The sequence below is a fragment of the Pleomorphomonas oryzae DSM 16300 genome, from assembly GCF_000422965.1.
Classification (GTDB): domain Bacteria; phylum Pseudomonadota; class Alphaproteobacteria; order Rhizobiales; family Pleomorphomonadaceae; genus Pleomorphomonas; species Pleomorphomonas oryzae.
The window spans coordinates 115,282-138,531 of the sequence record NZ_AUHB01000013.1 but is presented as its reverse complement, the minus strand read 5'-3'; the positions used below and the strand labels follow the sequence as shown (position 1 = coordinate 138,531).

18 protein-coding genes are annotated in these 23,250 nt (G+C 62.3%); 14 read left to right on the top strand and 4 right to left on the bottom strand.

What is annotated here, in order from left to right; all coding sequences use genetic code 11:
• Positions 1-4 precede the first annotated feature (4 nt).
• Both kdsB and G522_RS27825 read left to right on the top strand, forming a co-directional pair.
• On the top strand, positions 5-787 hold the full coding sequence (kdsB, locus tag G522_RS0119975; protein ID WP_026792559.1) for a 3-deoxy-manno-octulosonate cytidylyltransferase: 783 nt from the start codon (positions 5-7) through the stop codon (positions 785-787).
• Between the two features lie 17 nt (positions 788-804).
• The gene (locus tag G522_RS27825; protein WP_051228895.1) at positions 805-1,431 is read left to right on the top strand and encodes a histidine phosphatase family protein; all 627 of its coding nucleotides are present in this window, start codon (positions 805-807) and stop codon (positions 1,429-1,431) included.
• An 11-nt stretch (positions 1,432-1,442) separates the two neighbouring features.
• Here G522_RS27825 and G522_RS0119965 read toward each other — a convergent pair whose 3' ends face one another.
• The 3 genes from G522_RS0119965 to G522_RS27815 form a co-directional block, all read right to left on the bottom strand.
• Positions 1,443-2,894 (bottom strand): sodium:proton antiporter, encoded by a 1,452-nt coding sequence (locus G522_RS0119965; RefSeq protein ID WP_210162950.1) that lies wholly within the window; start codon positions 2,892-2,894, stop codon positions 1,443-1,445.
• 155 nt (positions 2,895-3,049) lie between these two features.
• The gene (locus G522_RS27820) at positions 3,050-3,454 is read right to left on the bottom strand and encodes a type II toxin-antitoxin system RelE/ParE family toxin (RefSeq protein ID WP_051228894.1); all 405 of its coding nucleotides are present in this window, start codon (positions 3,452-3,454) and stop codon (positions 3,050-3,052) included.
• Positions 3,451-3,717: a type II toxin-antitoxin system ParD family antitoxin gene (locus G522_RS27815; protein ID WP_036840149.1), complete on the bottom strand. Its 267-nt coding sequence runs from the start codon at positions 3,715-3,717 to the stop codon at positions 3,451-3,453. Before G522_RS27815 ends, G522_RS27820 begins: the two co-directional genes overlap by 4 nt.
• Before the next feature lie 225 nt (positions 3,718-3,942).
• On the opposite strand from G522_RS27815, the gene G522_RS0119950 reads away from it, so the two are divergent.
• Positions 3,943-4,962, top strand: a complete 1,020-nt coding sequence (locus G522_RS0119950) for a nucleotidyltransferase family protein (protein WP_026792557.1) — start codon at positions 3,943-3,945, stop codon at positions 4,960-4,962.
• Between the two features lie 64 nt (positions 4,963-5,026).
• Here G522_RS0119950 and G522_RS0119945 read toward each other — a convergent pair whose 3' ends face one another.
• Complete coding sequence (locus tag G522_RS0119945; RefSeq protein WP_036840147.1) at positions 5,027-5,317, bottom strand: PepSY domain-containing protein; 291 nt, start codon at positions 5,315-5,317, stop codon at positions 5,027-5,029.
• A gap of 133 nt (positions 5,318-5,450) precedes the next feature.
• Here G522_RS0119945 and G522_RS0119940 point away from each other — a divergent pair, with 133 nt between their 5' ends.
• From G522_RS0119940 to ntrB, 11 genes are all read left to right on the top strand, one after another.
• Complete coding sequence (locus tag G522_RS0119940; protein WP_026792555.1) at positions 5,451-6,122, top strand: response regulator transcription factor; 672 nt, start codon at positions 5,451-5,453, stop codon at positions 6,120-6,122.
• Entirely contained in the window at positions 6,122-7,462 is a 1,341-nt protein-coding gene (locus tag G522_RS0119935) for a sensor histidine kinase (protein ID WP_036840145.1), read from the top strand. The genes G522_RS0119940 and G522_RS0119935 overlap by 1 nt, the downstream gene beginning before the upstream one ends.
• A 102-nt stretch (positions 7,463-7,564) precedes the next feature.
• Positions 7,565-8,029, top strand: coding sequence for a DUF2271 domain-containing protein (locus tag G522_RS0119930; protein ID WP_245586696.1), 465 nt, complete (start codon positions 7,565-7,567; stop codon positions 8,027-8,029).
• A gap of 16 nt (positions 8,030-8,045) precedes the next feature.
• Positions 8,046-10,220 (top strand): PepSY domain-containing protein, encoded by a 2,175-nt coding sequence (locus G522_RS0119925; RefSeq protein WP_026792552.1) that lies wholly within the window; start codon positions 8,046-8,048, stop codon positions 10,218-10,220.
• On the top strand, positions 10,201-11,130 hold the full coding sequence (locus G522_RS0119920) for an FAD:protein FMN transferase (RefSeq protein WP_245586695.1): 930 nt from the start codon (positions 10,201-10,203) through the stop codon (positions 11,128-11,130). Before G522_RS0119925 ends, G522_RS0119920 begins: the two co-directional genes overlap by 20 nt.
• Before the next feature lie 433 nt (positions 11,131-11,563).
• Complete coding sequence (locus G522_RS0119915) at positions 11,564-17,653, top strand: RHS repeat-associated core domain-containing protein (RefSeq protein ID WP_026792550.1); 6,090 nt, start codon at positions 11,564-11,566, stop codon at positions 17,651-17,653.
• A 27-nt stretch (positions 17,654-17,680) separates the two neighbouring features.
• Positions 17,681-18,277 carry a hypothetical protein gene (locus tag G522_RS0119910; protein ID WP_026792549.1) on the top strand — a complete coding sequence of 199 codons (597 nt, stop codon included), beginning with the start codon at positions 17,681-17,683 and terminating at the stop codon, positions 18,275-18,277.
• A 547-nt stretch (positions 18,278-18,824) separates the two neighbouring features.
• Positions 18,825-19,412 carry an ANTAR domain-containing response regulator gene (locus tag G522_RS0119900; RefSeq protein ID WP_026792548.1) on the top strand — a complete coding sequence of 196 codons (588 nt, stop codon included), beginning with the start codon at positions 18,825-18,827 and terminating at the stop codon, positions 19,410-19,412.
• Between the two features lie 106 nt (positions 19,413-19,518).
• The gene (locus tag G522_RS0119895; protein WP_026792547.1) at positions 19,519-20,748 is read left to right on the top strand and encodes a CmpA/NrtA family ABC transporter substrate-binding protein; all 1,230 of its coding nucleotides are present in this window, start codon (positions 19,519-19,521) and stop codon (positions 20,746-20,748) included.
• Between the two features lie 300 nt (positions 20,749-21,048).
• Positions 21,049-22,332: a CmpA/NrtA family ABC transporter substrate-binding protein gene (locus tag G522_RS0119890; protein WP_036840143.1), complete on the top strand. Its 1,284-nt coding sequence runs from the start codon at positions 21,049-21,051 to the stop codon at positions 22,330-22,332.
• 30 nt (positions 22,333-22,362) lie between these two features.
• The gene (gene ntrB, locus G522_RS0119885) at positions 22,363-23,250 is read left to right on the top strand and encodes a nitrate ABC transporter permease (protein ID WP_026792545.1); all 888 of its coding nucleotides are present in this window, start codon (positions 22,363-22,365) and stop codon (positions 23,248-23,250) included.

The following is a 23,250-nucleotide window of genomic DNA, read 5'->3' as shown; positions in this document are numbered from 1 at the left end:
AGCCATGTCCGTCGCCATCGTCATTCCTGCCCGTTACGGTTCCCAGCGCCTGCAGGGCAAACCGATGCTGAACATTGCCGGCGTCAGCCTCTTGGAGCGCGTCTGGCGCATTGCCCGCGCCGCCAAGGGGGCGTCGCGCGTGGTGATCGCCACCGAGGACGAGCGCGTGGCGGCGTTCGCCCGCGGTTTCGGCGCGGAAGCGGTGATGACCTCGGAGAGCTGCCGCAACGGTACCGAGCGGGTGGCCGAGGCGATCGAGGCGGCGGGGATCGTCGAGGAGGGCGTCATCAACTTTCAGGGCGATGCGGTGCTGACGCCGCCCTGGATCCTCGAGGAAATGATCGCCGCCTTCTCCTCGCCTGTCAGCTTCGACATCGTGACGCCGGCGGTGCGGCTCACCGACGACATGTTGGCCGAACTGCGCGCCCACAAGGAAAAGGCGCCGTCGAGCGGCACCACGGTCACCTTCGATCTCAATCACAACGCGCTCTACTTCTCCAAGCAGATCATTCCCTTCATCCGCAAGCCGGGCTTCACCAGCGTTCACCGCCACATCGGCCTTTACGGCTACACGCAGCCCGGCCTGAAGCGCTACGTGGCGCTGCCGCCGTCGCCGCTCGAGAACACCGAGGGCCTCGAGCAGTTGCGGGCGCTGGAAAACGGCATGACGGTGCGCGTCGTGGTGGTCGACTATCGCGGGCGGACGCATGCCTCGGTCGACACGCCGGAGGACATCGCGGTCGTCGAGCAACTGATCGCCCGCGAGGGCGAGCTGGTTTCTGCCTAAAAGCGAGGAGTGCCGGAATGCATCTGATCCTGGTTCGCCACGGCAACACCTTCGGTCCCCAAGACAAGGTCGTCTGGGTCGGCGCGCGCACCGATCTCGATCTGGTGGAGAAGGGCCGCGAGCAGGCGGCCGCCGTCGCCGCCGGCCTTGCCACGGCCGGGCTCAGGCCGTCGCGCATCTATGCCGGCCCGCTGAAGCGCACGCGGCAGACCGCCGACATCATCGCGGCGGACCGGGGGCTCGATGCTGACAAGATCGTCATCAGCGACGATCTGCGTGAGATCGATTACGGCACTTGGGAGGCCCGCTCCAACGACGAGATTCGCGCCGAAGTGGGCGATCATGTGATCGACGACTGGCAGAAGCGTTCGATCTGGCCGGAGGGCTGCGGCTGGCACCCCGATGAGGCCGGCGTCATCGCCGGCTGGAAGCGGCTGCTCGTCCGCATCCGCAAGGAGAACGAGGGCGATGCCGTGGTGCTGGTGGTGTCGTCGAACGGCATCTTCCGACTGGTTGCCAAGAGCCTGGGGCTGTCGGCGGCGGCGGCCAAGATGAACACCGGCGCCGTCGCCCATCTGATCGGCGATGGCTTCGGCTTCTCGATCAAGGCCTGGAATGTCGCTCCGGCCGAACTTTTTATCTGAGGCGGACCGTCTCAGCCGAAGAACAGCCAGGTCATGATCAGGAACAGCGGGATCAGGATGCCGCAGGACCAGGCCATGTAGCCGAAGAAGGAGGGCATCTTGATGCCCGATCCCTCGGCGATCGACTTGACCATGAAGTTGGGGGCATTGCCGATATAGCTGTTGGCGCCCATGAACACGGCGCCGGCCGAGATCGCCACCAGCGTCGTCGACATCTCGCCCATCAGGTGGGCGGGATCGCCGCCGGCTAGGTTGAAGAACACCAGATAGGTCGGCGCGTTGTCGAGGAAGGACGAGAGCAGCCCGCTCGCCCAGAAATACATGGCGTTGACCGGCGTGCCGTCGGCGGCGGTGACGAGGCCGACCAGCGGTGCAAAGGCGCCTTCGTGGGCGGCCCTCAGCATGGCCAGCACCGGGATGATGGTGACGAAGATGCCGGCAAACAGCTTGGCCACCTCCAGGATCGGGGCCCATTCGAAGCCGTTGCGGATGCGGAGCTGCTTCGGCGTCAGAAGCAGCGAGGCAAGCGCGGCGGCGATCAGGATCAGGTCGCGGCAGAGGTTCTGCAGCTCCACCTCGACGCCGAGCACGGGAAAGCCGATGCCCGGCTTCCACGAGCCCGACAGCAGCACGGCGGCCACCACCACCATCAACAGCGCGATGTTGCGCTTGCCCTCGACGCCGACGCGGCCAGTGTCGGGCGTCGGGTCGAACTTGCCGCGGAAGTCGGCGTCGTTGCGGTAGAGCCTGCGGTCGATGAGCCAGAACAGGGCGAGCAGCACGATGGCGGCAAAGCCCGTCTCCTTCAGCATATGCGACATGGTCCAGAAGAAGCTGACGCCCCGGAGGTAGCCGAGGAACAGTGGCGGGTCGCCCAGCGGGGTCAGCGAACCGCCGATGTTCGACACCAGGAAGATGAAGAAGACGATGACGTGAACGTTGTGGCGGCGGCCGTCGTTGGCGCGGATCAGCGGCCGGATCATCACCATGGACGCGCCGGTGGTGCCGATCACCGAGGCGAGCAGCGTGCCTATGGCGAGGAGCGCCAGATTGGTTTTTGGCGAGCCGTGCAGGTTACCGGTGACCAGGATGCCGCCGGCGATGGTGAAGAGGGCCCCGAGCAGGATGACGAAGGGCAGGTATTCGAGCAGCACCGTCTCGACCAGCGGCTCGACGATGATGCCGCCGTTCTGCAGCGTGAAGGGCACGACGAAGGCCAGCGCCCAGGCGGCGGCGATCTTGCCGAAGTGATGATGCCAGACCTGCGGCGCCAAGAGCGGGAAAAGGGCGATCGACAAGAGCATGCCGACGAAGGGTACTGCCCAGATGGCGCCGAGCGAGGCGCCGTCGAGGCCGTGGCTCTCGGTGGCGGCAAGGGCAGGGGAGGCGAAAAGCGGCAGCAAGGCCAGCGAGGTGAGGGGGGCACGCCTCAGCGCGGCGCGAAAGACTCGAAAGCTCGTCAAAAGACTCGTCCTCACACTACCGTTCGAAACTGCCACGGTAGTCGACCAAACCACTTTCAAGCCCGTCTCGCAATGTCGAGGTGATCAGCAATCCCACGGAAGCGGTGAGGGTAACAGACACTGTCGAGGCCGAGCGCCGTGACGGACGGGACAGCTCAATTCAACTCGTCATCTGGCGCTTCTGTTTCCTCGTCGTGCGTTCGCTTGTATTGACTGAGTGTTCGCAAGAGCCTGTAGCGCGGCTCCATTCCCTCATGAAGAACACGAAGGATAATGACGCCCACCTCTCCGTTCGACACCTTTCCCCTGGTGTAGAAAAGGCAGTGCGTGGCAGCGCCCCGTCGGCCGGCAGCCAATTCGAGGTGGAAAAGTCTGACATTGGGGGCGATCGATGAGCGGTCGATTGATCCGGGCCTCTCCGGATCTTCCGCCACCAGAGCTATCCCACGTTCGATGATGCCCGTGTAGACCGACAGTTGGTGCGTTCCGAACATCTTGAGCGTTGCCGTCAGGATCTCTCGGATATCGCGTTCCGCCGTTGCCGTGATGTCGTAGATCACTTGCCGAGGTGCTCCCGCCGTACCTCTTTGGCAATGTCCTTCACCGACTTGCGAGAAAACCGTCCTTCGGCGACATCGGCCAGACCAATCCCGATTTCGCGACGCAGGATGGCCAGTTTTTCCGCTTCAAGCGCCTTGTCCCGCTGCAGCAAACGCAGCGCCTCGCGAACGACTTCGCTCGATGACGCGTAACCACCGCCCTCGACTTCGTCTTCAACAAATCTCGCCATATCGGATGGCAGGCTGACGTTCATGGTGGCCATGCTGGACGCTCCATTCTTGCCTGGGATTATGGATGTTTGGCAAAGTTTGTCAAACGTCCAGTCAACCTTAGAAGGGACGTTCGAATTTGTCCGTCTCACGTCGTCAGTGCGCTACGGCGGCCGTTACCTTTATCGCAGCTTTGTGTGCATCAAAATTGTTTTTGCTGCACACTTGTCTCCGTGTGCAGCGTAATTATAATTGATGCACACACCCGAGATTGTCCAATGGCCATCATCTCCCATTCCCGAGCCGCCCAAGTCGCCTATCAGGATTTGCTGCGGCTTCATCTCGACGAATTCGCTTCGGAGTTGATCGGCAGCATCGAAGAGCGGTCGCGTAACGGGCGGGTCTATCTTTACGACAAGTTCCGGATCGGCACCGAGATGAAGAGCCGTTATCTCGGGGAGGGAACGCCCGAGTTGTGCGCGCGCCTGGGCCGTGCCGCCGAGCTGAGGGCGGCGGGTGAGGAGCGTCGCAAGACAATGGCGCGGCTGGCCCGCGTGCTGCGCGCCGAAGGGCTCATCGGCACTGACCGCGACACCGGCTCACTGCTTCTGGCTTTTGCGCGCGCTGGGGTCTTTCGGCTAGGTGGCACGCTCGTTGGTACGGCCGCCTACGCCCTCCTTCAGGGCGATTTGGGAGTTCGCTTTGATTCCGAAGAGTTGGCGCAAACGGGCGACATCGACTTTGCCAGTTTCGAACGGCTTTCGGTCGCGTTGGGGGATGAAGTCGAAGAGAATCCGGGCGACATTCTGCAGGCGTTGAAGTTCGACCCGGTACCGGGGGTGCTGGACCGGCAGGTCTGGAAATGGCGACAGAGTCGGGGCGCGGCGATGGTCGAGTTTCTAACGCCGGCTTTTGGAGACGAGCGGGTCAAGCCTCTGCCTGCGTTGGGAGTGAGTGCGCAGGCTCTCAACTATCTGAACTTTCTGATCGCCGAGCCTATTCCCGCGGTCGCACTCTATCGCTCAGGTGTGCTGGTGCAGATCCCCCGACCCGAGCGCTTCGCGATCCACAAGCTGATCGTCGCCGACCGTCGCCAGGGCGGCCCCGATCACGCCAAATCCCGCAAGGACCGTGGGCAGGCAGCGTTTCTGATCGAGGTCCTGGCTGAAGACAGACCTGACGACCTGCGCGAGGCCTATGAGGATGCGCTTTCGCGCGGTCCGCGCTGGCGGGAGCGGCTGGAAGCAAGCCTTGCTCGTATGCCAAAGACCGCCGAGATCCTTCACACTCTGACGTGATGGTGCCTGTCGAGAGCGTCCCCAAAATCCTTCAGAGTGTTGGCGATCGGTGAGGGCGAGACGCTCAATCCGTCTCGTCCACCGGTTCCAGCGTTTGCGGGTTGAGCTTGATGCGGCGTTTTTCGCCGGTGTCGGTCAGCACCTTCACCTTGTAGCAGCCGTCGTCGGAGCGGATCGACAGGACGGTCCAGCCCTTGGCCTCAAGCGCCGCTTCGACCGCCGCGCGCGGTTTCCAGTCGCTGAGGGGGATGTCGCAGCGCGAATAGTCGTCGCTGTCGGCCCGCGCGGTTCCCGACGACAAGGCGATCAGCAGGCTGCTCGCAAGCATCGCGGCGAGACCAAGGCGGTGGGACATCGACCAAATTCCTCGTTCCATGAGCGGGATTTACTTTTTCCTGGCCTAGATTATCCCATGTCCATCTGACGGCAACCTGAACGGTGGGTGAGAACCGCATTCGTTTGGCGTCCACCGTTACGGGAAAGTGGCGATGCGGATTCTGCTGGTTGAGGACGACGCGGTGTTGGGGATGGCGGTGCGCGACCAGATCGTCGCCGACGGTCATTCGGTCGACTGGGCGCAGCGCATCGCTGACGCCGGCGACGCCGTGCTGGCGGCAGCCTATGATCTGATCCTGCTCGACTTGATGCTGCCGGACGGGCGCGGCCTCGATTTCCTGAAGGCGCGCCGGGTGGCCGGCGACGTGACGCCGGTGATCATCCTGACGGCGCGCGACCAGATCTCCGACCGCATCGCCGGCCTCAATGCCGGTGCTGACGACTATCTGGTGAAGCCCTTCGATCTGTTCGAACTGTCCGCCCGCATCCGCGCCGTCGGCCGGCGCTACGGCGGCAATCCCAATCCGCTGGTCAGGATCGGCGATCTCGACATCGACCTCGCCGCCCGCACCCTGCGCCGCGCCGGTAAGCCGGTGCGTCTCACCGCCCGCGAGTGGGCGCTGTTCGAGGCCTTCGTGCAGCGGCCGAACGTGCTGCTCTCCAAGGCGCAGATCGAGGAGCACCTCTATTCGTTCTCCGACGAGATCGAGAGCAACACCATCGAGGTCTATGTCGGCCGGCTGCGCAAGAAGCTGGGGCCGGATGTGATTGAGACGGTGCGCGGCCTCGGCTATCGCCTGGGCGTGCCGGTGGGGGCTGGCTGATGCGCCTCCTGCCGAAAAGTCTCAGGGCACGGCTCGCTACCGGCCTTTCCGTCAGCCTGACACTGCTGTGGATAGGCGCGTCGCTGTTTGCCGGCCATGTGTTCCAGCACGAAACCGACGAGGTATTCGACAGCACCTTGCGCGAGGTGGCCGAGCGCATCTTGCCGCTCGCCTACGAGCAAATGCTGGCCGACGAGGACGGCGGCGGCGGCGGGCTGCGCCTGCCGCCGGTCGGCAGCCACGAGTTCATCTCTTACGTGGTGCGCGACGGCAACGGCCGCGAGCTGCTGCGCTCGAGCGCCGCCGACGCCATGCATATTCCCGCCGGCTTGGCGCCCGGCTTTCAGACCACCGAAACCCTGCGCACCTATACGGAAACGGCGGTCGAGGGAACCATCGTCGTCACCACCGCCGAATATCTCGACCATCGCCGGCATGTGTTCGGCGGCGCCGTGGGGGCGTTCGTCTGGCCGCTCTTGGCGCTGCTGCCGCTCACCGCGCTGGTGGTCTGGCTGGCGATCCTCCTGTCCTTCCGGCCGGTCATCGCCTTCCGCAACGCCATCGAGCAGCGCGGGCGTGGCAATCTGACGCCGGTGGACGGCGGCGGGTTGCCGAGCGAACTGTCACCGGTGGCCGCCGCCGTCAACGCGCTGCTTGCCCGCCTGCGCAATGCGCTCGACGCCGAGCGCAGCTTCACCGCCAACAGCGCCCATGAGCTCCGGACGCCGATCGCCGCCGCGCTGGCTCAGACGCAGCGCCTGATCGCCGAAATGCCGGAGGTCCACCGCGAGCGCGCCCGCTCCATCGAAAGCGCGCTCAGGCGTCTGACGCGCCTGTCGGAGAAGCTGTTGCAGCTCGCCAAGGCGGAGGGCGGCGGCCTGATTGCCGAACAACCGTCAGACCTTGCGGGGGTGCTGGCGCTGGTGGTCGACGAGATCGGCCGGTCGAGCGATGAGGATGACCGTATCGATCTCATCATGCCCGACGACGGCGTGCCGTCCGATGTCGATCCCGACGCCTTCGCCGTGCTCGCTCGCAACCTCATCGAGAATGCCCTGAAGCATGGCGCGCCGGATGAGACGGTGGAGATCGTGCTGGAGCGCGACAGCCTCACCGTTCGCAACCACGGCCCGGTGGTGGCGGCCGACGAGGTGGAGCGGCTGATGCGCCCGTTCGAGCGTGGCCCCAGCCGATCCGATGGCTCCGGCCTCGGCCTCGCCATCGTCGCCGCCGTCTGTCAGGGCGCCGGCCTCGACATGACGATCGGCTCGCCGGTGGCGGGATGGCCGGACGGCTTCTCGGTGCGAGTGACAGGGCTTGCCGGCTCCAAGGCGGCTTAACGAAGCTGACAATCAGCTGAACAGCTTTCCGCACGTCTGTCAGGTAGGTGTCAGGTCCCCCAGTCATTGCTCTCCTGTCGCATCAGTACAGGAGTGCCTTCCGTGAAAACTTATTATGCCCTGCCGCTCGGGTTTGCCGCCGCCGTCGCGCTGCCGACGCTCGCCATGGCCAAGCCCGTCACCGTCACGGCGCAGTTCGTCGATTACGGCGGCTACGGCCTCTACGCGGCGGTCTACGTCACCGATCCGCAGGGCAAGGTGGTGCAGACGCTGCACGTCGCCGGCTCCCGGGCGAAATACTATCGCCACCTCTCTGGCTGGGCGCGCGGCGCTCGCGGTTCGATCGACGGGCTGACCGGCGCCAGCATCGGCTCGGGCGGCACGCTGAAGGTAACTGCCGAGGTTGCCGACGCCATGCTCGACGCCGGCTACAAGGTGCAGGTCGATACCGCCATCGAGGGCGGCAATGAATTTGCAGCCGATGCCGCTGCGCCGCTCAGCGCCGCATCGGCCGGCAAGCCGGCGCCGGGCAATGGCTACGTCCAGTCGCTCACCGTTTCCTATTGAGTTCGGGACCGCTCACATGTTGCGTCGCATCCACTCGCTGCCCGGTGTCGTCTTCGCCATCCTCCTGACGGTGATCGCCGTTTCCGGTGCTTTCTTGTCAGTCACCCCGGCACTCGACCGGCTGGCGAACCCGGCGGCCTCTTCCAATGTCAGCGTCGCCACGCTGGCCGAGGCGGTGAGCGCACGCCATCAGGAGATCGACAAGATCAGCGTGCGGCCGAGCGGCGCGGTGACCGTCACCTATGCCGACAATGGCGTGACCGGCACCGAACAGGTCGATCCCACGACCGGTGCCGCGATCGGCGCGCCGCAGACCCCATCGGCGCTGGTGCGCTGGATGACCGAGCTGCATCGTTCGCTGTTCCTCGGTAACGCCGGCAAGATCGGCACCGCTGTTGCCGCCGTCGGCATGCTGGCGCTCAGCCTTTCCGGCATCTTCCTGCTGATGCGGTCGCTGGGCGGCTGGCGCGGCTTCTTCGCGCCGGTGCGCGGCGACCTCCTGACGCGACTGCATGGCGAGGTCAGCCGCTTCGCCGTCGTCGGCCTGATGCTGTCCTCGCTCACGGGCCTCTATATGTCGGCCGACACCTTCGGCTTCCTGCCCGATCCCTCGGCCGACGCCATGCCGCCCATGGCTGAGAGCAGCGGCGGCCCGGCGGCGCCGGTCGGCAGCCTGTTCGGCCTGCAATCCATTTCCGTCGCCGACCTCCGCGAGCTGACTTTCCCGGCGAAAGGCGATCCTGCTGACGTCTACATGGCCACCACGACCCAGGGCGACAGCTGCGTCGATGCGTCGACCGGCGCCATCGTCAGCTTCATGCCGGCCAACACCTGGGACCGCATCCGCGAAACCGTCCTCATGCTGCACACCGGCCGCGGCGCCTGGGCGCTCGGCCTGTTGCTCGGCGCCGCCTCCGGCTCTGTGCCGCTGCTCGGCGTCACCGGCGTGTTGATGTGGTGGCGCCGCCGCTCCAGCCGCCCGGCGATTGCCGCCAACGTCGCCGCCCGCCTCGCCGACACGGTGATCCTGGTCGGCAGCGAGGGCAACACCACCTGGGGCTTTGCCGGCACGCTGCACGCGGCGCTGACCGCATCAGGCCATCGCGTCCACATCGCGCCGATGAATGCGCTGTCACCAGCCCATCTTTCCGCCGAACGGATGCTGATCCTGACCGCCACCTATGGCGACGGCGCCGCGCCGGCGTCGGCCAATGCCTTCCTGACGCGCCTTGCCGGTCTTGACGGTTCGGTGCCGGTGACTGTGCTCGGCTTCGGCGATCGCAGCTTCCCGCATTTCTGCCGTTTCGCGCAGCATGTGTCGGAGGCGGTGGCCGCCAAGGGCTGGCCTGTCATGATGGGCTTGAAGCGTATCGACCGTCAGTCGGCGCAGGAGTTCGCCGCCTGGGGTCGCGATCTCGGCGAACTGCTCGGCCATGAGCTGACGCTCAACCACCGCGCCCGCCTGCCGAAGACCGAGCCGATCGAGCTCATCTCGAGCGAACTTTATGGCGAGGCGGTCGGCGCGCCCGTTGCCATCATGCGCTTTGCCACCGACAAGAAGTCGCCCGACTTCGAGGCCGGCGACATCCTCGGCGTGCTGCCGCCGGGCGAGACCATGCCGCGCTTCTATTCGCTGGCCTCGTCGGCGCGCGACGGCTTCCTGGAGATCTGCGTGCGTCTCAGAGAGGGGGGCGTCTGCTCGTCCTACCTGCATGCCATTGCCCCGGGCGAGCGCGTCCCCGCCTTCATCCGCACCAATGCCCGCTTCCGGCCGATCGAGGGGCGCGCGCCGCTGATCCTGATCGGCGCCGGCGCCGGCATCGGCCCGCTGACCGGTTTCGTGCGCGCCAACGACGACCGCCGGCCGGTGCATCTCTACTGGGGTGGCCGCAGCCCGTCGTCGGATTTCCTCTACGAGCACGAGCTGGCCGAGCATCTCGCGGAGAAGCGCCTGACCTCGCTGACGACAGCCTTCTCGCGTGGCCCCGATGGCGGCTACATCCAGGACCGCCTCGCCGCCGACGCGCCCAAGCTGCGCGAGCTGATCCGCCATGGCGCCCAGGTGCTGGTGTGCGGCGGCCGCGACATGGCCGAGGCCGTCACCCATGCGCTTGGTGGTGTCGTGCGGCCGCTCGGCCTCGATCTCGCCACCCTCAAGTCGGACGGACGCTATGTCGAAGATGTATACTGATGCTCCCGTGAAACTGGCGCTGAGCGGCCCCACCATGGGCGCCCGCTGGTCGGCGGTGTTCTACGGTGATCCGCTCGGCTGGCACGATGATCTCCGGCTTGCCTTGCAGGCGGCGGTCGATCAGGTCGACCGGCAGATGTCGACCTACCGGCGGGATTCCGACCTCAACCGGCTCAACGTTGCGCCGGTCGGCGCCTGGGTCGACCTGCCGGCCGAGACCATTGCGGTGATCGAGGCGGCGCTGGCCATCGGCGAGGCGTCGGGTGGCGCCTTCGATGTCGGCGTCGGCGAACTGGTGGCCGCCTGGGGTTTCGGCGCCGATGCCCGCGAGGGCGTGCCCGATGGCAAGTCGGCCTTGCACAGCGTTGCCCTCAAGAACCTGGAACTCGACGCCGCCGGCCGCCGGGCACGCAAGCGGACGCCGCTCAGGCTCGACCTCTCCGGCATCGCCAAGGGCTATGGCGTCGACCGGCTCGGCGAGGTGATGGACCGGTTCGGCATCGCCGCCTGGCTGGTCGGCATCGACGGCGAGATGCGGGCGCGTGGCCGCAAGCCGGACGGCAGCGCCTGGGCCATCGGCCACGAGCGACCTGTCATCGGCGAGCGGGAGCTGATGGGCGTCCTGGAGCTCGAAGACGTAGCGGTGGCCACCTCCGGCGGCTATCGGCATTGCCGCGAGGTGGCCGGCCGCACGGTGTCGCACACCATGGACCCGCGCTCCGGCCAACCGCTCGACAACGGCATCGCCGCCGTCACTGTGCTGGCGGACAACTGCATGGCCGCCGACGCCTGGGCAACCGCGCTCCTGGTACGCGGCCTCGACGAAGGCGTGGCCCTGGCCCGGCGCCTCGGCATGTCGGCCCTGTTCGTCGACGGCCAGGACAGGGTGATCTCGACCTTTGCCACGTGAGCGGGTAGGGCCTGGTCCCTCAGTATCCGTCGACCATTGCGCAGCTCGAAACCAACTCGTCTTGCCCCAGGCCGCGGCAGGGGAGCGAACCGCCCTCTTCGCCGTTCGCCGATCAATTCGCGCGTGCATTAGGGCAGGATTGAAGGGAGCAAACTTCAATTGCTCTGGAATATTACATACATAGCTAAAGTTGCGTGCAGAAAATAACTCCCATTAAACGGGAATTTTTCTATTGAAGGCTGTGAGGAAATGAGCTACACAGTTGGACCGCAATGGCAGAAGATCGCTCATATAAAGCGGCCTCCCTTTTAGTTAATACTGTATAATTCCTGCCGCAGTTTCAATATATCGATCTCACATTGAGATATGAATGAGCAAAACCTCAGGATAATTTCCAGAGGCGCGATTTTATTTTGAAAATTTGGAGGGTCAAATGGGGTCCTTTGCTCGTTCTCTCGGAGTTGTTGCCGGGTTTTGGTTGGCGCTGGCCTTCCCCCCGGCCTCGTTCACAGCGAGGGCTCAGTCGAACCTTGAGAACGTCAACCCCACGCCAACTTTCCAAACCGGCTTCATAGCAAAGCCGGTGCCCTTCAATGAAGCGATCCAGCAGCTATCTGCACAACCTGCGGCGTCAGCCAATGCCTCCCGAGCGGCGGCCGCGACACTCGCCGCAACCCCGGCTCCTGAAATAGTGGCGCTGGCGCGAGCGCTGAAGAACGATCCAGATCTTATCTATCAGTATGTCCACGATAATATAGAATTCACGCCGCTGTTTGGCACCCTGAAGGGGCCGGTTGGTACGCTTCTTGACCTCAGAGGCGATAGCTTCGATCAAGCCGCCTTGATGGTGGCACTACTGCAGCAGGCCAGCCTTAGCAATACGGCCATATCCAATATCAATTTCGAGTTCGGGCAAATTCAAATCACCGGCGCCCAAGCTATGAGCTGGCTGGGCGTCGATAATAATTGGCATTCTCTGTCTGGCGTATTGGGAAGCGGGTGGATCCCATCTTTCGTCGTCTACGGAGCAAATGACACGATCAATTACGTACAGATGGGTCATGTTTGGGTCAAAGTAAGTATCGGCGGAACCGACTATGTCTTCGATCCTGCCTTTAAAAGCTACAATCGAACGGCGGGCATAGACCTCTCTGCCGCGATGACGGGTGCCGGATATAACCAGTCGACATTTGTCTCAGACGCGCAAGCTACGGTAACTTCGACGACAGTTCAGATACCTGCGGCCGGTCGTGCAAAGCTCCGCTCCGATCTGACGACATACGCTAATGCCCTCACAAGCAATATCAGGACGAACTATCCCAATGCTGGTGTAAGTGACATCATTGGCGGTGGCACGATTGTTCCGGTTACCATGACGAACGGCCAAACGATCCGTCAGACGTCAAACCCCAATCTTATGCCTGGTACAACGCCAACAGATTGGGGAACCACCATTCCCGCAAGCTATCACGCTACACTTGCAATTGGTCTTCCCGGCGCCGCCACCCAAACATATAATTCGGACGACATTTACGGCCGCCGGTTGTCTGTCTTCTATAGCGCGGGATGTACTACGTCCTGTGTGCCGACGCTGTACTTGGATGGCACGAGCGTTGTCAGTGGGGCAGCAGCAACCTCCGGTACCTATGTCCCGATTTCCTTGACGGTTAACGTTCCCTGGGCGACGACTGCAAGTAACAGCAGGCAACAATACATGAGCGCCGGCGGCGCCTACATCATCCAAAATGGATGGGATCAGGTGGGGCGCGGGATGGTTGAAAGGCATCGCGCAACACTAAATCAGGCAATCGCCGCTGGTGGGGCTGCTACTTCGGAGCCTGTGCTGGGTGAGAGTCTTGCCGTACTCGGCTATACATGGCTTGCAGAGGTCGCAGCCCAACAGCATCTTGCGGATCAAATTCTCGGCACGACAACACAATATTTCTATGGTGTTGGGCTTGTTGGCCAAGTAACTTCAGCCTCGTTTAGCACACCTTACGTCGATTTGCCACTGAATATTTTCAATACGCCAGCCCGCATTAATGGTGCGGCACAGCAGACGCCAAAGTCGCTCGCGGCTTTTCTAAATAGTGTTAGCGCAATGAGCGCACTGGAATCGGGAATTCTCGAACAGACCCAGGCCAAAACGTCAGGTTTTGTCGCTGCGTCGACAATGAAGCTTCTTGATACGGGCATGCAGAATGCGGACACGTTCTTTGATATAAATAGCGGCGGGACGACCTCCGGGCAGCAATATTACACAACGACGATCAGGCCGCAGTTGGTCCCCAACTATCGCACAGAAACGCTGGCGTCTCTCGATGCATATGTCAGCGCCAATTACCGAGTCATTGCTCCACTCCACGGATTGGTTTCCATCGGATCTTGGAAAGGTGCAGGCTTCATAGCGCTCCTACCACAGCCTGGCGGCTATCTATTCGCCGAGATCATATCTGGCGGGTTAAGCGGAGGCTATGCGGGCGTTAATGATCCGCCTGCTGCTCAAACCGCCAATACCGCGGCAGCGCAGGCCGCTAGTCCCACTTCCCCTTCGGCCTTCCCCGGCGGGTTTTCCTTCAGTTCGGTTTTCGATGCGATCAAGGATGCCCTTGCCGATCCCATCAATCGGCAGACCGGCGCATTCCTCTACCAGCATGATGATCTGGCTGTCGGGCCTCTCCGCCTTCCGTACTCGTTGCCTCTCCAGCGAACCTACTCATCGGCGGCGAACTTGTTGGACGGCCCTCTCGGCAAAGGCTGGACGCATAATTTTGCCGTCAGCGCCGTGGTCGGCAGTGATGCCTTTGACGGACTTGGGCAGGCTTCGCCGCTTAGCGCCGCCAGCTCGATTGTGGGTATCTACATTTCCTCCGACCTTATGGTTGCTCCAGCTTCAGGCGTTCCAAACGCTAACAACTTCCTCATTCAAGCCGCGGTAAGCCGATGGTTTACCGACCTATTGACGCAGAATATTGTCACCATCTCCCAGGCGGGCAGCACCGAACACTTTACCAAGCTTGCCGACGGGGTCACCTACGCTGCGCCACTTGGATCCGCGACCGTCCTTTCACAAAGCGCCGGGATCTTCAAATATAGAACGTCGTCAGGCATTACGCTGACCTTCAATAGCGCCGGGAATATTGCGTCATGGGTAAACCCTGCTGGGGCAAGTCTGAGTTTCACCTATAATACCTCGAACCAGTTGACGACGGTGTCCAACGCGGCCAGCGGCAGGACGCTCACATTCGCCTATACAGGCAACCACATAACGTCGGTTTCTGATGGCAACGGACGCAGCGTAAGTTACGGGTATACCGGCAATAACCTCACGAGTCTGACGGATCCGCTCTCTCAAACATACACCTACGCCTATGATGGTTCGAGCCGCCTGACCAAGGTCTTCTATCCGAGCCATCCGACTGTCGCCTTCGTCGCAAATTCCTACGATGTCTTTGGTCGTGTCGTTCAGCAGCTGGATGCCAATGGTAACGCGACGAAGGTGTACGCTGCGGGCTCTCGCATGGAGGTCGTCAATCCTGCTGGCGATCGCGACGTGTGGATCAGTAATCCATTCGGCAACCCGACGGTTCATGTAGAGGACTTCGGTTCGAGCTCCCACTTCAACAATGTAACTTCATTCCAATACGACGGGCAGCAGAGGCTGAGTATTCAAACCCAGGCTGAAGGCGACCAGATCACTTACACCTATGACCGTCTTTCCCATCCGCTAACGGTCACGCGCATCGCCAAGCCAGGCTCCGTTGATCCAAATACAGGCACAACGCCGGTTCCGATAACGCAGAAATTTACCTACGTAAAACCGGTGGCGGCGCTCTCGAATTTCGAGCAAGTCCAAACCGCAATTGACGGAAACAACAATACGACAACGTATAAGTATGATGGAACGACCGGCAATCTCACGGAGATGGATCAGCCGGCCGTGACCAAGCCGGGGCTGTCGGGCACCGTCGTTCCCAAAACAACGTACACTTACACTTCACAGGGACTTCCTCAAACGGTCGTTGACCCAGAAGGTCGGACAACCCGTTACGATTACGACCCGACCCATGCGGACGAAGTCGTAACGATCACGGGCGACTACGGTGCCTCACCGCACCTTAATCTCGCGACCCATTTTACCTACGATGCCTATGGTGACATCAACGGGATCACAGACCCCAACGGCCATCATACGACAAACACCTACAACGCGTTGCGGCAGCTGACCGAGGTGGATGCGCCGATCGCCAACGTCGTTACCAAGTATCAGTATGATCCCAACGGGCTCGTCATCTCAATTCAGAGACGGTCCAATTCCACCTCGCCGTTCACCTATCAGACATTCGGCAAGACCTATACGCTGGACGACCAGGTTCAGACGGCCACCGATCCGGACAACCGGACGACGACCTTTGCCTATGACACCACACGTCGTCTATCGACCGTAACGAGCAGCAGCGGCCGTCAAGTCACATACGCATATGACATTCTTTCCAGAATATCGACGATCACGGACGGTGTGTCTGGCACGCTCGATCCCTCGATCACGGTGAATCTTGGATCGGTCGTTCGCGAAACGCGCAAATACACGAAAAACGGGCTTATCGCGTCGTCGAAGGACGGCAATAACAACCTGACCAGCTACGTGTATGATGGCTATGACCGCCTTCAGAAGATTACATATCCCGGCGGAGCCTTCGACTATTTCAAGACTTATGACGCCAATGGCAATCTTCTGGGATACTACCCACGGGGTGGTGCCTCTCATGTCAGGACTTTCGATGCGCTCAATCGACCGCTGACCTTGTCGCTGAGTGCCACTTCGGTGTCTGCAGCCAGCTCCACGTCATATGGATATGACCTTTCGAGCCGTCTTCTACAGGCCAAACTGAGCACCGATGCCTCGCCTCTTGCTCTCGTGTATGACAGTGCCGGCCGCCGGATCGGCGAGACCAATCCCGATGGAAAGGCCGTTTCCTGGAAACTCGACGCCGTCGGTAACCGCACGGAGCTGGATTGGCCCGCTGACTCAAGCAACTACCGGGTTACCTACAGCTTCGATGCGCTTGACAGGCTGACGGACGTCTTCGAGGGCGTTGGCACCGCCGGATATCGTCTTGGTCACTACGGTTATGACCTATTGTCCGAACGGGCATCTCAGTCTCTCGCAACGTCTGCGGGCAGTTCGGCCAAGATCACCGGCAGTTTTGGCTATACCGCTTCCGGCGACGTACAGCAGATCACGCACACTCTTACGGGCGGCGCGATCGGGCTCACCTACGCCTACAATCTGGATCGCCAACGCAAAAGCCTTCAGATCACCGACAGCAGCTACCTTCCGTCGGCGCTTCCGACGGGTGCCAACGCCTATACCGCCAATGCTCTCAATCAATATACCAAGCGCAATGCGACGACGCTGACCAACGACGGCGCGGGGAACCTGAGCTATGACGGAACATTCGCCTATTGCTACGACGCGCTGAACCGCCTGGCTCAGGTGGGCAGCGCCGTTACGGCGCCGGCAACCCCATGCGCTGCCGGCAGTGCGACGCTTCTTTCATCTTACGGCTACGATCCGCTTGGGCGCCAGACGAAGAAAGTCGTCGGGTCTGCCACAACGCGCTTCGTTTATGCCGGCAACGAGATGATTGGCGAGTACTCGTCCTCTGGCTCGTTGATCCAAAGGCATGTTTTCGGCGCCAACGACAACGAACCGCTGGCGGCGGTGGATGCCGCCGGTACCCGCAGCTTCCACCTTCTGGACGCGCAGGGTTCGACACTGGCGCTCGCCAATGCAAGCGGGACAGTCACCGAGAAGCATTCCTACACCGCATATGGCGTGTCCAAGATCGTGACGGGCACCCCGTTCCAATATGCCGGAATGCGCATCGATCCCGAGACGGGGCTGTACTACGACTACGCTCGTTATTACTCACCCGTATTCGGCCGTTTCCTGCAGCCAGATCCGATCGGGACGGTCGATAGTCTCAATCTCTATGCCTATGTTCGGAATGATCCGGCCAATCTGATTGACCCCGAGGGGTTGTTAACGGGTACGGTCGGTCACTTCTTGACGTACGATGTCGTGAACTTTCCGCAAGTGGGGCGCGACCTCGGCGGCTTGATTACCCACCCGCGCGAAATTCCGGAAGCTATTGGAAGTGTGGTTCCGGGTCTTCCTATTGGGGAGTTTGCCAATCTTGTAACCTTCACTTCAGACGCGTTCGAAGCAGCTGCGGCCGCACGTTGGTGGGTGGGGGAGTCGTCCCTATATGATACGTCCATCACCTGGCGACGAGCCATCACCCCAAATGTGCGGACTGACGTGGGAGCGGCGGAATTTCAGCAGAACTTGATGGCGAACGGATATCAGATTCAAGGGCAGGTGAACGGCCGCACGATTTTAAGTAACGGAACAAATAGGTGGACTATATATCCCCGGACGAGCGCAGGAGGGCGCGCCGGAGCAGAGTTTTTGGGAGCCGACGGTGGCCACGTGAAATATTCGCTCGGCGGGCCATGAGTAGCTTGTACGAGGAGGAGCATTAAAATGTCGGGCACGGGTGCTTCCGAGGAAGCAAAGCGACGCGCGTTTGAACACGTGGTTAGCTCGATCGATCTTTCGACATCTTTTCCTGCGCAGGTGTTTCTTGGCAGCTGGGATGCATTCTTTTTTTTCGAGCCTGATCACTTATTCATTCCAGAGTTTGCCACGTTCATGGCTGGTTTGTTGAACGCGGAGGGAGCGGAGGTTTGTTGCCTTCTGAATTTCAGCAAAACGGAACGGACAGAATATGGGTCGGCAGACATGTTATTCATCGACGCCGAGACAAAGCCGGATGAGTATGGCGCTCGGTTGCGAGAAGGCGGTCCAGCTAGCGGTTGGTTGTACGTCGTGGACTTTTATGGAAGTGCCTCGGATCGAGGGAGGTGGTGCATCTACTGTGAAAGGTGGAACGAAATCGCCGTCATTGCCTTGCGTCAATCTGAAGATGTTGAGAAATATCGAGAGTGCTTAGAACGAGTGTATGCAGAGCCAATCTCGGCTCTACTCAGAGCTGATTCAGAGGGGCCATATATATTTAGCCAGCTGATTGATTCTTGGCGACAAGGTCTTGTCCAGAACTACGATGGACCCAAGCGTTGAGTAGCGCTTTATCATAAAGATGCAGTGGGCGCGAGTAAGGGATAAGTTATATGCCTCAGTTCCCGACGTCCTTTTAGGGGGTATTATGATGAAAAGAAATATTCGTCTATTCTTGTTGACTCTCTCAGTGATGTTAGCACTCGCAGGCGGATTGGTCGCGTCTCGTAGCCAAGCGGCGGGCTCTCCCGCCGTAACCTATACTTATGATAGCCTTGGCCGCTTGGCCGGTGATGCGTATTCGAACTACACTGGGGCCAACGTAGTGGGCTACACATACGATAACAGCGGAAACCGAACCCAGGATAATATTCAGTAGGAGAAGCGGTTCGAGTATGCCGCAAATTCGAGCGCTCCGCGGCGATGCGCTCGTCGTCCTAATCGGGGGGGGCAAGCCGGACAGTCCGATCTCGACCTTTGCCGCGTGAGTGGGAAGTCGTTCGCCTGAAATCGCGGCAAATATTGGCCTATAATTTAGGCGTTAGCCGATATGAGTAGAAACTAGCCATTCATGCTTGCCTTTGGGAGCGTGGTCGGGCATCCCTAGGCCATGAGCCACTTCGATCTGACCATTCTTGTGATCGACGAGAATGCCGTCCGCGCGGCCATCATCGAGGATGGGCTGCGGGAGGCCGGGCATGCGCACGTCACCGTCGTGCACACGGTGAACGGCATTGCCCGCGTCATCGAGACGACGCGGCCGGACGTGATCATCATCGACATCGAGAACCCCAATCGCGACATGATGGAGCACCTGTTCCAGCTGACGCGGTCGGTCAGCCGTCCCATCGCCATGTTCGTCGACCGCTCGGATTCGGCGTCGATCGAGGCGGCGGTGGAGGCCGGCGTGTCGGCCTATATCGTCGATGGCCTCAAGAAGGAGCGGGTGAAACCGATCCTCGACATGGCGGTGATCCGCTTCAACGCCTTCAGCCGCCTGCAGCGGGAGCTGGCCGATGCCAAGTCGGCGCTGGAGGATCGTAAGGTGGTCGAGCGGGCCAAGGGCATTCTGATGAAGCTTCGCAACCTCAGCGAAGAGGAGGCCTACGCGCTGCTGCGTCAGACAGCCATGAACGAGAAGAAGAAGTTGGCCGATATCGCCCAGTCCGTGGTGACGGCGGCCGGCCTGCTGATGTGATCAGAGTGCCTCGTTGGCCGAGGCACTCTGATCGTTTGTTTAAACGCAATTCCGGACGCAAAACCGCGATGCACTTTTGCTGGAATTGCTTTGGGAGCCCACGGCGATGAACACGATCGACCATCCCGATATCGCCGCCCCGGCCATCACGTCCGGGCCCGAGCAGACGCATCTCCGCGCCGGCTTCATTCCGCTGGTCGATGCCTCAGTGCTGATCACCGCCGCCGAGCTGGGCTTTGCCGCCCGCGAGGGGCTGACGCTCGACCTGGTGCGTGACGTCTCCTGGGCCAACATCCGCGACCGCCTGGCTTACCGGCAGTTCGACGTGGCGCACATGCTGTCGCCGATGCCGATCGCCGCCATGCTGGAGCTCGGCTCCAACCCGTCGCCGACCATCGCGCCCTTCGTGCTGGGGCGGGGCGGCAACGCCATCACGCTCTCGGCGCGCCTGTTCGAGACCATGCAGGCGCAGACCGGATTGGCCGACGACGCCGGGGCGCTTGATTGCGCCAAGGCATTGGCGGCCGTCATCACCGCCCGCCGGCGTGACGGCGAGCGGCCGCTGGCGCTCGGCATGACCTATCCCTATTCCTCCCATAATTACGAGCTGCGCTACTGGCTGGCGGCCGGTGGCATCGACCCGGACCGCGACGTGCGCCTTGAGGTGGTACCGCCGCCCATGACCTCGGATGCGCTGGCGGCCGGCGCGATCGACGGCTTCTGCGTCGGCGCGCCGTGGAACATGATCGCCTCGGAAAAGGGCGTCGGCCGCATCGTCGCCACCAAGCAAGACATCTGGGCGTCGTCGCCGGAGAAGGTCATCGGGTTGCGGCCCGATTGGGCCGATCGCAACCGCGACAGCGTCTCGCGCCTGATCGTGGCGCTGAACGCTGCGGCCCGCTGGTGCGACGATCCGGCCAACCACGGCGCGCTGGCCGACCTGCTGGCGCAAGGGGCCAACCTCGGCGCGCCCGTCGATATCATCCAACGCGTGCTGGCCGGCCAGTTCGCGCTCGACGCCAAGGGCAACGCGCGCGTGGTGCCCAACTATTTCGTGTTTCACGGGGCGGCGGCCAATTGCCCATCGTCCACCCAGGCGCTCTGGGTCTACAGCCAGATGGTCCGCTGGGGGCAGGTCGCCTATTCGCCGGAGGCCGCCGCGACGGCCGCTTCCGCCTTCCGCGCCGACCTCTACGCGGCTGCGCTAGGGCTCTCGGAAAGCCCCTGCGAGGAGGGCGTCGCCGATGCCTTCATCGACGGCCGCAGCTTCGATCCGGCTGAGCTCGAGGCTTATGTCCGAAGCTTCATCACGCCCAATCAGGGTGCAACTGCCTAGGCTATCGGCGTCCATTTAAGCAGAAAGTCGTATGGTGCGAAATTAGGCGACAGTGCCTTCAGCTGCCAAAATGTCTGTGAAAACAAGAACCATTCCAGTTTGCGGCCAAGTGGCACGGCTATTGCTTTACTAGAATTGCCTCGGTCAATGGCGACCTGAAGGCAATGGGCGCTCTGAAGCGCGCACTCCATTCGACATCGACGTCGCAAGCTCCTGCTGGCGGGATCCTCCCATCCCACGACCGGCTCAGCTTCGCGACGTTTTTTGTTTTTCAGGCTCCGCCAAATTCGAGGGCATCCCATGACCGATATCTCCCGGCGCTCCATCCTGAAGACCTCCGCCACGGTGGCCCTGCTCGGCGCCGTCCGCACCGCCTTTCCCTCCGGCGCCTTCGCCGCCACGGCCGGCCCGGAAGTAACCGGCGTCAAGCTGGGCTATATCGCGCTGACCGACGCGGCGCCGCTGATCATCGCGCAGGAAAAGGGCCTGTTCGCCAAATACGGGCTGCCCAATGTCGAGGTGTCAAAGCAGGCATCCTGGGGCGCCACACGCGACAACCTGGTGCTCGGCGGTGCCGCCAACGGCATCGACGGCGCGCATATCCTGACGCCGATGCCCTACCTGATCTCTACCGGTAAGGTGACGCAGAACAGCGTGCCGGTGCCGATGTCCATCGTCGCCCGGCTCAACCTCGACAGCCAGGGCATCTCGGTGGCCAAGGATTACGCCGGCACCGGCGTCGGCCTCGATGCGAGTAAGCTCAAGGAGGCCTTCGCCGCCAAGAAGGCCGGCGGCGGTGAGGTGAAGGTTGCCATGACCTTCCCCGGCGGCACCCACGACCTCTGGATCCGCTACTGGCTGGCGGCCGGCGGCATCGACCCCGACAAGGATGTGTCCACCATCGTCGTGCCACCGCCGCAGATGGTCGCCAACATGAAGGTCGGCAACATGGACGCCTTCTGCGTCGGCGAGCCGTGGAACGAGCAGCTGGTCAACCAGGGCATCGGCTTTACCGCCTGCACCACTGGCGAACTGTGGAAGGGACACCCGGAAAAGGCGCTGGCCCTGCGCTCCGACTGGATCGAGGCCAACCCGAACGCCACCAAGGCACTGCTGATGGCGGTGATGGAGGCTCAGCAGTGGGCCGACAGCATGGACAACAAGGAGGAGATGGCGGCGATCCTCGGCAAGCGCCAATGGTTCAACGTCCCGCCCAAGGACGTGCTCGGCCGCCTCAAGGGCACCATCAACTACGGCAACGGCCGCGTCGTCGAGAACACCGGCCTCGAGATGAAGTTCTGGAAGGAGCACGCCTCCTATCCCTTCAAGAGCCACGACAGCTGGTTCCTCACCGAGAACATTCGCTGGGGCAAGCTGCCTGGCGATACCGATATCAAGGCGCTGGTCGACAAGGTCAACCGCGAGGACATCTGGCGCGCCGCCGCCAAGGATCTGGGCATTGCCGCAGCGGATATCCCGGCAACGGCCTCGCGCGGCCCCGAGACCTTCTTCGACGGCAAGGTCTTCGATCCCGAGAATCCCCAAGCCTACCTGTCGAGCCTGTCGATCAAGGCCATGGCCTGAGCCTTCCCCTGAATTACCGGAGACAGCCCAATGACTGCCACCGCCAGAAAAGCACCCATCGAAACGGTTGCCCGCCCGGCTCCATCCGGCAAGGTCGTGCCGCTCGGCCGCGCCCCGGTGAGCCGGATCGATCTCGGCCGCATCGCCGCCAACCTCGCTCGCAACGTCATCCCGCCGCTCGTCGTGCTCGCCGTGCTGCTCGCTATCTGGCAGGTGAGCTGTTCGGGCGCCGGTGCGCCACTGCCGCCGCCGTCGCAGATCTGGGCCGACAGTTCCGACCTGATCGCCCAGCCCTTCTTCAACAATGGCCCGCAGGATATCGGCCTTGCCTGGCGGGTGCTGATCTCGCTGGAGCGGGTCAGCATCGGCTTCGGCCTCGCCGCCATCATCGGCGTGGCGATCGGCGCGCTGATCGGCCAGTCGGTCTGGGCGATGCGCGGTCTCGACCCGATCTTCCAGATCCTGCGCACGGTGCCGCCGCTCGCCTGGCTGCCGCTGTCGCTGGCCGCCTTTCAGGACAGCAAACCGTCGGCCATCTTCGTGATCTTCATCACCTCGATCTGGCCGGTGATCATCAACACCGCCGTCGGTGTGCGCAACATCCCCGAGGATTACCGCAACGTCGCCCGCGTCCTCAGGCTCAACCAGCTGGAATTCTTCCTGCGCATCATGCTGCCGGCGGCGGCGCCCTACATCTTCACCGGCCTGCGCATCGGCGTGGGCTTGTCGTGGCTGGCCATCGTCGCGGCGGAAATGCTGACCGGCGGTGTCGGCATCGGCTTCTTCATCTGGGACGCCTGGAACTCCTCGCGCCTCTCCGACATCATCGTGGCGCTCGTCTACATCGGCGTCACCGGCTTCGTCCTCGACAAGCTGGTGGCCTTCCTCGGCCGCGTCATCACCCGCACGGCAGCCTGA